Source organism: Amycolatopsis sp. lyj-90 (assembly GCF_046549035.1).
Classification (GTDB): domain Bacteria; phylum Actinomycetota; class Actinomycetes; order Mycobacteriales; family Pseudonocardiaceae; genus Amycolatopsis.
In genome coordinates this window covers 153,082-167,628 of sequence record NZ_JAJPWP010000001.1, presented here as the reverse complement: position 1 = coordinate 167,628, position 14,547 = coordinate 153,082, and the positions used below count along the sequence as shown (strand labels likewise).

The following is a 14,547-nucleotide window of genomic DNA, read 5'->3' as shown; positions in this document are numbered from 1 at the left end:
CACTTTCGCGACGTCTGATGTCCCGAAAGTGGCTTTCGCGACGCGGCCGTAGGCATCACGGACAGCCGGGCGCCGGGCCCTACCCCTCGACCAGGACCCGCGTCAGCCCTTCCAGCGGCACCTCGCCGAAGTGGGTCGAGACCCACGCGTCGTTGTAGATCGTGTCGAGGTACCGCTCACCGCGGTCGGGCAGGACGATCGCGCAGGTGGCGCCGGGCGGCACCCGGTCGCGCAGGCTGTCCACCGCCGCGACCACCGCACCGGACGAACCGCCCGCGAGAATCGCTTCCCGCGCGGCGAGCCTGCGGCAGCCGCGGACGCTGTCCACGTCGGCGACGTGCACGACCAAGTCGGCCAGGTCGTCCGCGTGGTGACCCGGGCGGACGGCGGCGCCGTGTCCCGGGATCAGCCGGGGCCCGGGCGAGTCGGCGAAGATGGCGCTGCCCGCGGCGTCCACGGCCACGATCGTCACCGGCAGGTCGTTGGCCCGGGCGTACTCGGCGCAGCCGCGCAACGTCCCGCAGGAACTGGTGGCGCAGAACAGGAAGTCCAGTCCGCCCGGCACCTGTTCGACGATCTCGCGCATGGTGGTGTGGTGCGCCAGCGGGTTTCCCGGGTTGGAGTACTGGTCCGGCCAGTAGGCGTGCTCGAGGCATTCGGTCAGTTCCCGGATGCGGCGGATGCGGACCGGCAGGTAGTCACCGGTGATCGGATCGGCCTCCTCGATCATCTCGACCTCGGCACCCAGCGCCCGCATGATCGCGAGATTCTGCTTGCTGGTACGGGGATCCACCACGCAGATGAAGCGGATCCCGAAGTACCGGCACACCTGGGCCATCCCGATGCCCAGGTTGCCCGAGCTGGACTCGACCACCACCGAGCGCCCCGGGACGAGCCGTCCGGCCCGGACCTCACCGGCCAGCATGGACAGCGCCGCTCGGTCTTTGCTGCTCCCGCCGGGGTTGTGGCCCTCCAATTTGGCGAACAGCCGGAACCCCGCCGACGGGTAGAGCTTGGTCAGTTCGACCAGCGGTGTCGCGCCGATCGTGGACAGCACGCCCGCCGGTCCGTCTTCAGTCAGGTCCATGGATTTGGCCGGCTCAGCCGGCTGTCGGGTCCAGTTGCCGACGCAGGCTCAGTGGCCGCATGTCGGTCCACACCTCGCCGATGTGGGCGAGGCACTCTTCACGACCGCCCCGCGTGCCCTCGGCGTTCCAGCCTGCCGGCAGTTCCCTGTCGGCCAGCCAGATCGAGTACTGCTCCTCGTCGTTGACCACGACCAGGTACGCACGCTGGTCGGTCTGCTCCTCGGGCATGGGTGTCTCCTGGAAGTCACTGTCGCGCCCGGTTGTCGGGTCGGCGGCAGGTCGAGCCTGCCCGCGAGGGCGCGTGCGGCTGCAGAGAAGAACACGCAGAACCTCAGGCACGCCGGTGCTCCCCGCGCTACCCGTCATTCTCTTCTGGGCACCCGGAACGACCGGACACGATGTCGGGCATGACCGCTGGACCGTCCATTTCCGCGACAAACGAGTCTTCCGGGCAGGAGCGAGCCCTGCCCTGCGTGGTGACTCCCGGCCAGGGTGAGGCCAAGGGTGCCGCCTCCCTCGAGGCGCACCGCCCCCTGATCCGGAACCGGCTGCTCGAACACGGCGCCGTGCTGCTGCGCGGGTTCGGCATCGACGACGTGGACGGGTTCGACGCCACCGTCCGCACGCTGGCGGGCCCGCCGTTGACCTACCACGAGCGGTCCTCGCCCCGCAGCACGATCAAGGGGCAGGTGTACACCTCGACGGACTATCCGGAAGCCGAGGAGATCTTCCTGCACAACGAGAACTCCTATCAGGCCGCCTGGCCGCTGAGCCTGTTCTTCTACTGCGTTTCCCCGCCGACCACCCTCGGCGCCACGCCGCTCGCCGACACCCGGCGGGTCCTCGCGTCGATCGACCCCGAGGTGCGGGCGGAGTTCGAGGCGCGCGGCTGGATGGTGGTGCGCAACTTCACCGAGTCGTTCGGCCTGCCGTGGCAGCAGACGTTCAACACCACCGACCGCGAACAGGTCACGGCCTACTGCGCGAAGAACGGTGTCGAGACCGAATGGCTCGACGGGAACGGGCTGCGCACCAGGGCCCGGCGCCGGGCCGTGCACGAGCACCCGGTCACGGGCGAGGCCGTGTGGTTCAACCATCTCACGTTCTTCCACGTCACGACGCTGGCCGAAGACGTCTGCATGGGACTGCGCGCCATGCTCGACGAGGAAGACCTGCCGACCAACACCTACTACGGCGACGGCGGCACCATTCCCGACGAGGTCGTCGCGCACCTGCGGGACCGCTATCGCGCCGCGTCCCGGCGTTTCGACTGGCAGCGCGGTGACGTGCTGATGGTCGACAACATGCTTTCCTCGCACGGCCGGGAACCGTTCACCGGTCCCAGGAAGATCGCCGTGGCCATGGCCGAGCCCTCGACCGGCGAAAACGGTCAGTAGTACCGGACACGAAAGGCTGGCCATGGTGGAAAGCGGTGGCGTCCACCCGCTGTCGTCGTCGCAGGAACAGCTGTGGTTCATCGACGAGCTGCGTGCGAACGCGGCCATCGAGCACCTGCTGTCCGCGACCCTCCGCTTGCGCGGCGTCCTCGACGTCGGGGCGCTGGCAGCGGCGCTCACGAAGATCGCGGCCAGGCACGCGGTACTGCGGTCCCGGTTCGACATGGTGGACGGGACGGCGGTGCAGATCATCACCGATCCGGCACCCGTCGAACTGTCCGGTGTGGACATCTCGGGCCTGCCGCTCGCGGACCGCGAAGCGCGCTTGCGGGAGCTCCGGCTGGGCGACCTGCGCACCCCGATCGACCTGCGCACGGAGCCTCCGTGGCGGCTCACGCTGGTCCGGTGGGCCGACGACGAGGCCGTCCTGCTGATCGCCGTGCACCACATCGCCTTCGACGGTTTGTCCTGGAGTGTGCTGGCCGACGAACTCGACGCGTTCTACGGATCGGCGACACTGCCCGAACCGGCTCTCCAGCACCACGAGGCGCTGCGCCGCCGAGAACCGAACACCACCGGTAGCGGCCTCGCGTACTGGACGGACCGGCTGTCCGGGCTCAGCCCGCTCGAACTGCCCACCGATCGCGCCCGGCCGTCGAAGTGGGTGGCCGACGGCGACTGCGTCGACCTCGTCGTACCGCCGGATCTGGCGGATCGCCTACGTGCCCTAGGCCGGGCACAGCGCGCGACGCCGTTCATGGTTTACCTCGCCGCCTACCAGCTCCTGCTCGCCCGCTATTCGGGACAGGAAGACGTCGCGGTCGGGGTTTCGGTCTCCACCCGGCGCCGGGACGAGCTGTCGCTGATCGGCATGTTCCTCAACACGCTGGTCCTGCGAGGCGATCTGTCCGGCGAACCGTCCTTTGTGGAGTTGCTGGCGCAGGCGAGAAAGACCGCGCTCGAGGCGTACGCCCATCAGGACGTACCGTTCGACCAGGTCATCACCCATCTGGAGCCGGAACGGGACCCGTCGCGGAACCCGGTGTTCCAGGCCGGTATCGCGTGGTACGACGCCCGGCGGCGGCCCTATCGGCTGCCCGGGCTCGACGTCACGCTCTGCCCGCCTCTGTGGGCCAGTTCGGCTTTCGACCTGTCGCTGCACTTGGCCCAGTTCGCCGACGGCTCGGTGCACGGCCAGCTCATCCACCCGACGAGCCTGTTCGACCGGGCCCGGGTCGAGCGGATGGCCGCCAACTACGTGCGGCTGCTCGAAGAGATCACTGCCGCGCCGGAGGATCCGGCGCACGCGCTCGAACTGGTCGGCGAGTCCGAACAGGACCGGCTGCGTTCCTTCGGCACGGCGACGGCGGAGGCGGCCGAGCACTCGCTGCCGGAGCTGTTCTTCGCACAAGCCGCGCGATCTCCCGAAGCCGTGGCCGTACTGTCCGATGTGGACGAACTGACCTATGGCGAGCTCGCCGCCCGCGTCGGTGCCCTCGCCGGCTATCTCCGTGGTCTCGGAGCCGACACGGAAACCCCTGTCGGCGTCGCCATGGACCGCGGCACCGATCTGGCCGTCGCGCTGCTGGCGATCCTCACCGCCGGTGCCACCTACGTCCCGCTGCCGCCGGACCATCCGGCCGAACGCCTCCGCCAGGTCGTCGCCGACACCGGCATCGCCCTGGTGCTGTCACATTCCACAGTGGACGTCCACCTGCCGGAGTCCCTCACGCGGATCGACCTGGACGCGCACCGGGACGCCATCGCGCCCCACTCCCTCGACGATCGCCCGGCCATCCACGGCGCGCAGATCGCCTACGTCGTGCACACCTCGGGATCCACGGGCAGGCCCAAGGGTGTCGCCGTCACGCACGACGGGATCCGCAACCGGGTCCTGTGGTCGGTCCGCAACCAGCTCACGGCCACCGATCGCGTCCTGCAGAAGACCACGATCGGGTTCGACGCCTCGATGTGGGAGTTGCTGACCCCGTTCGTTGCCGGAGCCACCCTGGTCATGGCGCCACCCGGCGCCCACCGCGACCCCGCCGCGATGGCCGGGGCGATCACCCGGCACGGCGCCACGGTCCTGCAACTCGTCCCGTCGATCCTGCGCCTGCTGCTCGACGAACCCGGATTCGCCGAATGCACCTCGCTGCGCCTGGTCTGTTCTGCGGGCGAGGCGCTGCCGGTGTCGCTGTGCCGTCGCTTGACCGAGCTGCTCGACGTGGAGGTCGACAACACCTACGGCCCCACCGAATGCGCCATCGACGTGACCGCGGGGCGCTACCGGCCCGACGAGCAGGCAGGGACCGTGCCCATCGGCACACCGTTGTCCAACACGCGGGTGTTCGTCGTGGACGCCGCGGACCGGCTCGTGCCGATCGGTGTCCCGGGCGAGCTGTGCGTCAGCGGCGTCGGCCTCGCCCGGGGCTACGCCGATCGTCCCGGCCAGACCGCCCGGCAGTTCACCCCGCATCCGTACCCCTCGGTGCCGGGCGAACGCTGGTACCGCACCGGCGATCTGGCCCGCTGGCGCGAAGACGGCACCCTGGAGTACGCGGGCCGTGTCGACCACCAGGTCAAGATCAACGGCGTGCGGATCGAACCCGCCGAGATCGAAGCCGTCCTGTGCACGCATCCGGACATCACGGCCGCCGCCGTCATCCCCCACCGGTCCCCGGCCGGAGACACCACTCTCGTCGCCTACGCGGTGTCCACCAACGGAACCACGTCGGCGGACCTGAGCGAGCATCTGGCCACCCGGCTGCCGTCGCCCATGATCCCACCGGCCATCCACCTCCTCGGCGCGCTCCCCTTGGGTCCCAACGGCAAGCTGGACCGTGCCGCGCTACCCGCGCCGGACGGCCCGGAGTCCACATCGGACGATCACACGGCGCCGAGGACCCCGTCCGAGGAATTCGTCGCCGCCGCCATGGCCGAGTTGCTCGGTGTCGAGCGCGTCGACGTCCGCGCCGATTTCTTCGCCCTCGGCGGGCACTCGCTGCTGGCCATCCGGCTCGTGCTGAAGCTCCGGCGTGAGTTCGGTGGCGAGCTGACGGTCGGCGAACTGTTCGACGACCGGACCGTCGAGCGCCTCGCCGCCCGGCTCGACGCGAACACCACGGGCACCGCCGTCGCGGCGATCCGGCCGGTCCCCCGGGACGGCGACGGCCTGCCGTTGTCGTTCGCCCAGCAGCGGATGTGGTTCCTCGACCAGCTCGACCCGGGCAGCGTCGAGTACCTCATCCCGTTGGCGCTGCGGCTTTCCGGCCCGCTTTCGGTCGACGCGTTCCAGCGCGCGCTGGACCGGCTCGCCGAGCGGCACGAGGTACTGCGCACCCGCTACGTCGGCCAGGGCGGCGAGCCCGTGCAGATCGTCGACCCGCCGGGGCCGGTGGCGTTCCGCCTCGTCGACCTGACCGGCAGGCCCGAAGAGGCCCGAGAGCTGCTGGACCAGGTGTCCGGCAGGCCGTTCGACCTCGAGCGCGAGCATCCGCTGCGGGTCACCGTGGTCCGGGTGGCCGCGGACGAGCACCTCGTCGCGCTGACCCTGCACCACATCGCCTTCGACGCGTGGTCGATGGACATCCTGTTCCGCGACCTGAACGCCGCCCACGGCGGGCCGCTGCCCATCCAGTACGCGGACTTCGCCGCCTGGCAACGATCCGCACAGTCCACTCAGGACATGGCCGGTCAGCTCCGGTACTGGCTGGACCGGCTGGCCGGGCTCACCCCGGTCGAGCTGACCACCGACCGCCCGCGCCCGGCACAGCGTGACCCGCGCGGGGACACGGTGGCGGTCACCGTCCCGGTGCCGGTGGCCAAGGCGGTGACCGAACTGGCCGCCCGGCAGGGCGCCACTCCGTTCATGACCCTGCTCGCCGCGTTCCAGGTGCTGCTCGGCCGCTACACCGGCCGCACCGACGTCTCGGTCGGTACCCCGGTCGCGGGCCGGACGCGGCAGGAAACCGAAGAACTGCTGGGCTTCTTCACCAACACGTTGGTCCTCCGGGCCGATCTGGCCGGTGAGCCGACCTTCACCGCACTGCTCGACCAGGTGCGCCGCGGCTGCACCGACGCGTTCGCTCACCAGGACGTGCCGTTCGAGCACCTCGTCGACGCGCTGCAGCCGGATCGGGACCTCTCCAGGAACCCGTTGTTCCAGATCATGTTCGAGCTGGAGCACCTGGAGAACCGGCCGGACACCCTGTGCGGCACCGCCGTGCAGGGTGTCCCCTCCGGCACTCCGGTGGCCAAGTTCGACCTCATCGTGTCCGTCCAGCAGCGGGACGGCGGCGAACTACGCTGCGTCTTCGAGTACGCGACCAGCCTGTTCGACCGGACGACCGTCGAGCGGATGGCCGGGCACTACCTGCACCTGCTGGCGAGCATCGGCACCGCTCCGGACCGGAGGCTGGCCGAGCTGGACATCCTCGGCGAGGACGAGCGCAGGCGGCTGCTGAGCGACTGGCCCGACCCGGAGCGCGATCGGCTGGCGGCGCTGGATCCCGCCGAAGAACACCGGATGTGCCTGCCCGAACTGGTCGAGCGACAGGCGGCGCTGCGTCCCGACGCGATCGCCGTCGTCTCCGGCACGCGGCAGCTGACCTACGCCGAACTGAACGCACGGGCCAACCGGTTCGCGCGGCTGTTGCGGACGCGCGGGGCCGGGCCGGAGACCGTCGTCGGCGTTTGCCTGGAACGATCACTCGACGCCGTGGTGGTCCTGCTGGGCGTGCTCAAGTCCGGCGGGGTGTACGCCCCGTTCGACCCGCGGCATCCCGCGGAACGGCTGGACTTCATGCTGACCGACGCCGGTGCCCGGGTCGTGGTGACCACTCCGGAGTTCGCCGGCCGGTTCGGCGACCGCGAAGTGGTGGCCGTCGACGGCGAACCGGCGGACTGGCCCACCGAAGACGACAACCTGATGCCCCGGCCGGACCCGCGTTCGCTGGCGTACATCATCTACACCTCCGGTTCGACCGGGCGGCCCAAGGGCGTCTTGATCGAACACCGGTCCTACGCCCACCACTGCCGGGTGATCGCGGACGCCTACACCATCGGCTCCGACGACCGCGTCGTCCTGCTGTCCGCGCTGACCTTCGACGTGGCCATGGACCAGATCGGCGCCACGCTCCTCACCGGCGCGACGATCGTGGTGAGCGACCCGGAGTCCTGGACCCCGGCCGAGCTTCCGGCCCGGCTGGCCGAGTACGGGGTGACGATCATCGACACCGCGCCCGCGTACTACCGCGAGGCGATGCGCTACGGCCCGGAGCTGCTGGCGGGACTGCGGTTGATGAACGTCGGCGCCGACGTGGTCACGGCCGACGACGCGCGGCAGTGGGCGGCGACCGGCCATCCGGGGCGGTTCCTGTGCAGCTACGGGCCGACCGAGGCGACCATCTGTTCCCTGCTGTACCCGGTGTCCGGTGACCTCGGCGAGCAGCCGGGCGGTGCCGCGATGCCGATCGGACGGCCGGTCGCGGGCACCCGCGCCTACATCGTGGACGCCGATCTCCGCCCGCTGCCGACCGGCGTGCCCGGGGAACTGTGCCTCGGCGGGGTGCGGCTGGCCCGCGGGTATCACCACCGCGCCGCCCTCACCGCCGAACGGTTCGTCCCGGACCCGTTCGGCCCGCCGGGGGCACGGCTGTACCGCACCGGGGACCTGGTCCGGTATCGCCAGGACGGGGCGATCGAGTTCCTCGGGCGGATCGACCACCAGGTCAAGATCCGCGGGTTGCGCGTCGAACTCGGCGAGATCGAGGCGGCCCTGCTGCGGCATCCGGACGTCGACGCCGCCGTAGTGGTCACCACGGCGGGCCCGGCGGGTGATCCGCTGCTGGCCGCCTACGTCGCCGGCGAGCCCACCGCCGCGGCGTTGCGCGAACACCTGCGTGCGCTGCTGCCGGAGTACATGGTCCCGGCGCGCTGGGCGACCCTCGCCGCCCTGCCGATGACGGCGAGCGGGAAGGTCGATCGAAAGGCCTTGCCCTCGGCGGAACCGGTCGCGTCCGGAACCGGACCGGCCGAGGCGCCGCGTGACCCGGCGGAGCAGCTCATCGCCGACATCTGGCGCGAGGTGCTCGGGGTGGACCAGGTCGGGGTGACGGACGATTTCTTCGCGCTGGGCGGGCATTCCCTGCTGGCGACCCGGGTACTGGCCCAGCTGCGGCGCGCGTTCGCCGTGGAGCTTCCGCTGCGCCGCCTGTTCGAGGCCACCACGGTCGCCGAGCTGGCGCAAGCGGTGACGCGGGCGGTCGAGGACGAGATCACCGGGCTGTCCGACGCCGAGGTGGAACAACTCTTGGCCAGCGAGGCGACATGAGTTTCGTCGACGACGTCTGCGCACATCCTCCTGAGGCGGTCGCGCTCCGCACCCCGGACGGTCAGCTGACCTACGGGGAGCTGACCGACCGGATCCAGCGGCTCGCCCAAGTACTGGCGGGCAACGGGCTGGGACCGGAGCAGGTCTGCGCCTTCGCCGTCGAGCACGGTGTGGAAGCCGTGATCGCGATGGCCGCCGTAGCGCGGGCAGGCGGCGCGTTCCTCGCCCTCGACGCCGACCTGCCCTCCGCTCGCCTCGACGCGATGTGCCGCACCGGTGGCGCGCGCATGCTGGTGACGACGACCGCGCTCGCCAAGCGGCTCGCGCTGCCCATCACGGGTCCGGTCATCGCGATCGACCAGACCATGCCGCCCGCCGAGGCGGTGCGCTTGCCCGAAGTCACGCCACGCACGCTCGCGTACGTCAGCCACACGTCCGGGTCGACCGGCGCGCCCAACGCCGTGCTGGTCGAACACGGCGGGCTGCGGTCGTACCTGCGCGCGATCGGCGCGGACAACGGTTTGGGACCACGGACGGTCACCTTGCAGGTGGCCCCGTTCGGTTACGACGCCTCGATCCGCGACGTGTTCGCGCCGCTCGTCGCCGGTGGCTGCGTGGTCCTCGTCCCCCGCGCGAAACTGCTGCGCCCGGACGAGTTCGCGGACACCGTGCGCACCTTCGGCGTCACCACACTGCTCAGCGTGACCCCGTCGTTCCTCGGTTTCCTGGCCGGGCACGAGGCCGCCACGGCGGCGCTGCGGACGGTCGAACTGATCGTCTCGAGCGGGGAGTCGCTGTTGCCGTTCCTCGTTTCCGGTGGCCGGGGTCTGCTGCCGGGACGGCTGGTCAACCAGTACGGCCCGACCGAATGCACCATGACATCGACCCGCTACCCCGTGCCCGGCGACCCGGTGACGGCGGCCGACCTGATCGGCACGCCGATCGACGGGGTTTCGGTGTGGCTGCTCGGCCCGGATCACCGTCCCGTCCCCGACGGGGCCACCGGGGAGGTCCACATCGGCGGTGTCGGCGTCGCCCGCGGCTATGGCGGGCGGCCCGGCCTGACCGCCGAACGATTCGTCCCGGACCCGTTCGGCCCACCGGGGGCGCGGCTGTACCGCACCGGCGACCTCGCGCGCCGTCACGCCGACGGCAACCTCGTGTACCTGGGCCGGGCCGACCGGCAGCTCAAGATCCGTGGCTACCGCGTGGATCCGGCCGAGATCGAAGGCGCGCTGCTGTCCCATCCCGCCGTGACCGGCGCCGTCCTCACCGCGGACAAGGACGAACGCGGCAGGGTCGGCCTCACCGCGCATGTCGTGGGCGAACTGGACGGCGTGCCGGACACCGCGCTGCGCGCGCACCTGGCCGGATCACTGCCGCCGTACATGATGCCGCGCCGCTTCGTCCGCATCGCCAGCCTGCCGACCACGCACAGCGGCAAGACCGACCGGAAAGTGCTGACCCTCACCCAGGAGAACGGACCGCGATGACCACCACCCACGACCTGCCCGAGCTGATCGTGTCGCTGTACCGCGATTCCCTGGGCGACAACACCTTGGACGCCGACAGCGACTTCTTCGAGTCGAACGGGGACTCGCTGGCCGCCTTCCAGATCACCGCGGGCCTGCAGGACGCGCTCGGCATCGAGGTCTCGGTCGCCCTGGTCTTCGCCTATCCGTCGCCCGCGGACCTGGCGGCCGTGATCGCCTCGGACCAGGCATAGGCCGGTGCCCGAAGATCTGGGTACCCTCGAATCGACAGCGTCTTTCACCGCCAGGGGAGGCGGCATGCCGGAAGACGATTCGATCCCAGCCCGCCAGGCCGCCGTCGACCTCGTCACCCGCCGCTTCGGCGCCGACCACCGGGAGACGCCGAAAGCCCGGAACCTGCTCGGTTTCGCCCTGCATCGCGCCGGCAGGCCGGAGGAAGCCGAACGAGAACAGCGCACCACCCTGGAGCTCTGCGACGAAGTCCTCGGAGCCCGGCACCCGATCACCTCGAGCTGTCGCCGCGGTCTGCAGACGATCCAGGGCCACTGAGTCCACAGTGGACAAACCCGTGAGTAACACGTCACCGGTGACAACCGACTGTGGGGCGTGACCCGACCAACCCGTTCTCCCGCCACCGCGGTCCTCCCTATCAGCGCGGCCTTCATCGTGCTCGTCGTGCTGGCCTTCAGTGACGAGTTCCTGGGCGCGTTCAACGACGAGCTGAAGCTGAACCACCGGTGGGATTGGCTGCTGGTTCCGATCGACTTCGTCATCCTCTCCGCCGTGCTGCTGGCGAAGAGATTGTTCCGGTGGAGAACCGGAGGCGCCAAAAGACGATCGATCTTGATCTGGTGGCTGGTCGGCGCCCTGATGACGCTAGGGCTCGACTTCCTCACCGCGGTCCTGGTCACTCCTCGGACTTCCGCCGCCGAGATGACGCGGCTGTGGCTCGATCTGGCCGTCTCCCCCGCCTACATCGCGGCGCTGGCGATCATCCTGTCCACTACGTTGAACGCCAGTCCGACCGTGTTCCTCAGCCAGAAGGTCCGGAACGACAACCCCGACGAGTGGGTTCGCGTCCGGACGGCGATCCCTCTTCTGATCGGCACACTCTTCGCCTACCTCGCCACCACATGGTGGGAGTACCAGCTCGACGGCGACGTCGATCAAGAGTTCTTCGCACAGATGAGCCAGGTGATCGTGCTGCTCATCGTCGCCTTGGGGGTCGAGGTGGGCTTCTTCCGCGACGCGGCGACAGATCCCGGCCAACGGCCGACCGTCGTGTTCGCCGTGTTCATCTTGAGCCTCGGCGAGGTGATGGCGCTCTCCGCGCTGGTCCCGCTGCCCGAGGCAGTCCCCGGATGGCACGCGTACGCGGCGTTCGTGATCGTCATCGAAGCGTCGCTCGTCGCGCTCGCAACCATGCTCTGGGTCCTGCTCGACCGCACCCCACGCCCCACCGAACCACCACCGGGCAAAGTGGTGATCATCGAGCCGCCGAAGACCACCGGCAAATCGGATCCGGTCGCGCTCGTCGGGCTCGGGTTCGGGATCGCGGTCGTCGTCGCGCTGGCGCTCGGACGTCGCAAGAAAAACTAGGCGGCTTCACTGAGTACGCTGCGATCGGGACCGGCGCCCTTCGATCTCGAGAACGCGGAGGGCGTGCGCGCTCGTGGTGATCCTGCTGCTCGCACGAAGGCGGATGATCTGGGTGACGATCACCTTCAGCACCACGAGGACCAGCCCGGTGAGCACGATGGCGATCACGCACCACATCGGCAGTATTCCGGACAGGCCCGCGATTCCGGCGGTAGAGGCGGACGGCGTGAAGCCCATGACCACCACCTTTCGGTTCGTTCGTGACCGGGTGGTCCGGTCACGAACTTCACGATGCCGGTGCGCGCCTCGCCGGTCAGCGGATCCACGCACACGATCACGACCCGCACGATGGATGGACGAGGAAAGCTGAGCCGATGGCGGATCCGGGCATCGCGGACGAACAGTTGCGAGCACTGCTGGGCACCTTGAAGACCCGCAGCGGCCTCACCTACGTGGACTTGGCCAAACTTGCGTCGTGCAGTCACGGAGCCGCGCAGAAGTACGTGACCAAACCTGGTCATGAGCGGGGCGAGAGCACGCTCAAGGCGCTGCTGACCGCTCTGGGCGCCGACGACGTCGAACGCGCGGAGGCGCTTCGCCTGCTGAAGCTCACGCGACCGGATCACCGCGACCCGGCTCAAGTCACCTTCGCGTCGGCCGCGGCGGCGGCCGAGTGCACGGTCTGGGAGATGGAACGATTCACCCCGGCTGAGGCGACCGTACACACCGCGATCGACCGCGGCGCGTACGTCCCCGGACGACATCATGCCGTGACACCGCCGCCCTATGTGCCGAGAGTCCACGACACGGCACTGCGCGCGGACATCGCCGCTGCCGCTGCCGGTGATCTCTCGGCGCTGATCGTGGTGCGCGGTGACTCCTCGACCGGGAAGACCCGATCACTCCACGAGGCCGTGCACGCCTTATGCCCCGACTGGGCAGTCGTAAGACCTCGCTCGGCGGCCGCGCTGCGCGGTCTCGCGGCCTCCGGCCTGGTGAACCGCCGGCCGTGCGTGCTGTGGCTCAACGACCTGCGGAAGTTCCTCGGCTCCGACGGCACCGGACTGTCGCTCGACGTCCTGCGCGACCTGCTCGCCGTCCGGCGGACCCGCCCGGTGGTGGCGGTCGGCTCCTTGTGGGCGGAAACCCTGCGGGACGCCATCGCGGAGGAAGACCGGCACAGCGACAACATCGACCTTCTCACCACCGACAACGAATGGGTGCGCTGGCACGACGTCCCGTCCGATCTGCTCACCTCGGAACGCGTCAGCGCCCGGGAACTCGCCACGGGCAGCCGAGACGCCCGCCTCGACGAAGCCCTCGCCGACCGCGACCGTGTCGGATTCGCGCAGACTCTCGCCGGTGCCTACGAACTGTTGCAGCGCTATACGAACGCACCCCACCGGCTGAACCGGCTCGTCCTCGACGCCGCGGCCGACTCACACCGCCTCGGCCACACCCACGCGCTGTCCGCTCCTCTGCTGCGCGATATCGCCATCGGGTGGTGGCGGGAAGAACGCGGCCGGACCAGCCCGCCCGACGGCTGGTTCGACGACGCCCTCGCCTACGCCACCAAACCCTTCCGCTCCACGCAAGGCGTCCAAGCCCTCATCCCTCTCGACGACGCCGCGGGCTACGACCTCGCCGACTATCTCGATCAGCACTTGCAACGCGTCCGGCTCAAGATCCCGCCTCCCGACGCCTTCTGGGAGGCCTGCCTCACCCACGCTCCCGATGCTCAGGCCCATCACCTGGGCAAACGGGCCTATCAGCGTCTTCTCTACGGTCACGCGATCGGGCTCCAGCGCCGCGCGGCGGACGACGGTGACGTGTGCGCCCTGGCCGAATGGGCGGCGATCCTGCGCGTGCGGGACGATCTCGACGCCCTCACGGCCCTGTCGACCGAACGCGCGGAAGGCTGCGTGTTCCTGCAACTCGCTCGCCTGCACGCGCGGCGCCGCACTGCCGGCCCGGCGAAACGTGCCTGGCACCAAGCGGGCGCCGCCGATCGCCTCGGGCAGGCCGATGCGGTCCTCGCCGACATCGGCAAGCTGGATCCACAGTGGACGGCTCAGCAGTGGCGTGACCTGACCACGGCCGGTTCGATCCGGCCGTACCGATTGATCACGAAACTCGCCGAACTCGGACTCGTGTCCGAGGCGATCGCGGAGTGCAGAGAACTCCTCGGCCAGGATCCCGCCGCTCCCCAGCTTCTCCTTACCCTCCAGGGCAAGGCGGGAGACGACGGCGCCGGCATCCCCCCTGGCCCACCGTCAGGCGACATCAGGTCGGTCGCCGCCCGCTTGCACGCGGACGGCGATCTGACCAAGTTGCGCAGGCACAGCGAGGCACACCCGGACAAGGTCGTGCGACGGCACCTGACCGAGTTGCTCTTGACCGTCGATCGAGAGGACGAAGCGCGAGAACTGGCCGAGACGTCCCGCGCGGCCAGCCGCACCTACACCGCGTTTCTCACCCGCCAGGCCCGATGGCGGGAACTGGGCAGGATGATCGCCGAAGGCAACAACGAGGCCAGCACGAATCTGCGTCTCCACCTCAACGGTGATCAGGAACTGGACGACACGGCACTCCTGATCAAGCACCACGGTCTCGACACGGACGGGACGATCGCGGGGTAG

10 protein-coding genes are annotated in these 14,547 nt (G+C 70.0%); 7 read left to right on the top strand and 3 right to left on the bottom strand.

Going from position 1 to position 14,547, the window contains the following annotated elements:
• Window positions 1–79: 79 nt before the first annotated feature.
• Complete coding sequence (gene sbnA, locus ACLJPX_RS00795; RefSeq protein WP_101607068.1) at window positions 80–1,087, bottom strand: 2,3-diaminopropionate biosynthesis protein SbnA; 1,008 nt, start codon at window positions 1,085–1,087, stop codon at window positions 80–82.
• A 13-nt stretch (window positions 1,088–1,100) separates the two neighbouring features.
• Window positions 1,101–1,316: an MbtH family protein gene (locus ACLJPX_RS00790; RefSeq protein ID WP_101607067.1), complete on the bottom strand. Its 216-nt coding sequence runs from the start codon at window positions 1,314–1,316 to the stop codon at window positions 1,101–1,103.
• 179 nt (window positions 1,317–1,495) lie between these two features.
• Between ACLJPX_RS00790 and ACLJPX_RS00785 the strand changes: the two genes are divergently transcribed.
• The 6 genes from ACLJPX_RS00785 (at window position 1,496) to ACLJPX_RS00760 (ending at window position 11,908) form a co-directional block, all read left to right on the top strand.
• A complete protein-coding gene (locus ACLJPX_RS00785; RefSeq protein WP_410598225.1) occupies window positions 1,496–2,485 on the top strand; it encodes a TauD/TfdA family dioxygenase in 990 nt (329 codons plus the stop codon).
• A gap of 22 nt (window positions 2,486–2,507) precedes the next feature.
• Window positions 2,508–8,816: an amino acid adenylation domain-containing protein gene (locus ACLJPX_RS00780; RefSeq protein ID WP_410598224.1), complete on the top strand. Its 6,309-nt coding sequence runs from the start codon at window positions 2,508–2,510 to the stop codon at window positions 8,814–8,816.
• A complete protein-coding gene (locus ACLJPX_RS00775; RefSeq protein WP_410598223.1) occupies window positions 8,813–10,309 on the top strand; it encodes an amino acid adenylation domain-containing protein in 1,497 nt (498 codons plus the stop codon). Before ACLJPX_RS00780 ends, ACLJPX_RS00775 begins: the two co-directional genes overlap by 4 nt.
• Window positions 10,306–10,542, top strand: a complete 237-nt coding sequence (locus ACLJPX_RS00770; protein WP_410598222.1) for a phosphopantetheine-binding protein — start codon at window positions 10,306–10,308, stop codon at window positions 10,540–10,542. Before ACLJPX_RS00775 ends, ACLJPX_RS00770 begins: the two co-directional genes overlap by 4 nt.
• Before the next feature lie 64 nt (window positions 10,543–10,606).
• Window positions 10,607–10,858 carry a tetratricopeptide repeat protein gene (locus ACLJPX_RS00765; protein ID WP_410598221.1) on the top strand — a complete coding sequence of 84 codons (252 nt, stop codon included), beginning with the start codon at window positions 10,607–10,609 and terminating at the stop codon, window positions 10,856–10,858.
• Between the two features lie 57 nt (window positions 10,859–10,915).
• Window positions 10,916–11,908: a hypothetical protein gene (locus ACLJPX_RS00760; RefSeq protein ID WP_101607062.1), complete on the top strand. Its 993-nt coding sequence runs from the start codon at window positions 10,916–10,918 to the stop codon at window positions 11,906–11,908.
• Between the two features lie 6 nt (window positions 11,909–11,914).
• Here ACLJPX_RS00760 and ACLJPX_RS00755 read toward each other — a convergent pair whose 3' ends face one another.
• The gene (locus tag ACLJPX_RS00755; RefSeq protein WP_101607061.1) at window positions 11,915–12,145 is read right to left on the bottom strand and encodes a hypothetical protein; all 231 of its coding nucleotides are present in this window, start codon (window positions 12,143–12,145) and stop codon (window positions 11,915–11,917) included.
• A gap of 137 nt (window positions 12,146–12,282) precedes the next feature.
• Here ACLJPX_RS00755 and ACLJPX_RS00750 point away from each other — a divergent pair, with 137 nt between their 5' ends.
• Window positions 12,283–14,547, top strand: coding sequence for a helix-turn-helix domain-containing protein (locus ACLJPX_RS00750; protein WP_410598220.1), 2,265 nt, complete (start codon window positions 12,283–12,285; stop codon window positions 14,545–14,547).

What these genes read in the sequence shown, in the direction of transcription:
- ACLJPX_RS00770 (WP_410598222.1), top strand. Translation starts at nt 10,306, where the DNA reads ATGACCACCACCCACGACCTGCCCGAGCTGATCGTGTCGCTGTACCGC.
- ACLJPX_RS00755 (WP_101607061.1), bottom strand. Translation starts at nt 12,145, where the DNA reads ATGGGCTTCACGCCGTCCGCCTCTACCGCCGGAATCGCGGGCCTGTCC.
- ACLJPX_RS00790 (WP_101607067.1), bottom strand. Translation starts at nt 1,316, where the DNA reads ATGCCCGAGGAGCAGACCGACCAGCGTGCGTACCTGGTCGTGGTCAAC.
- ACLJPX_RS00785 (WP_410598225.1), top strand. Translation starts at nt 1,496, where the DNA reads ATGACCGCTGGACCGTCCATTTCCGCGACAAACGAGTCTTCCGGGCAG.
- sbnA (WP_101607068.1), bottom strand. Translation starts at nt 1,087, where the DNA reads ATGGACCTGACTGAAGACGGACCGGCGGGCGTGCTGTCCACGATCGGC.
- ACLJPX_RS00780 (WP_410598224.1), top strand. Translation starts at nt 2,508, where the DNA reads ATGGTGGAAAGCGGTGGCGTCCACCCGCTGTCGTCGTCGCAGGAACAG.
- ACLJPX_RS00765 (WP_410598221.1), top strand. Translation starts at nt 10,607, where the DNA reads ATGCCGGAAGACGATTCGATCCCAGCCCGCCAGGCCGCCGTCGACCTC.
- ACLJPX_RS00750 (WP_410598220.1), top strand. Translation starts at nt 12,283, where the DNA reads ATGGCGGATCCGGGCATCGCGGACGAACAGTTGCGAGCACTGCTGGGC.
- ACLJPX_RS00775 (WP_410598223.1), top strand. Translation starts at nt 8,813, where the DNA reads ATGAGTTTCGTCGACGACGTCTGCGCACATCCTCCTGAGGCGGTCGCG.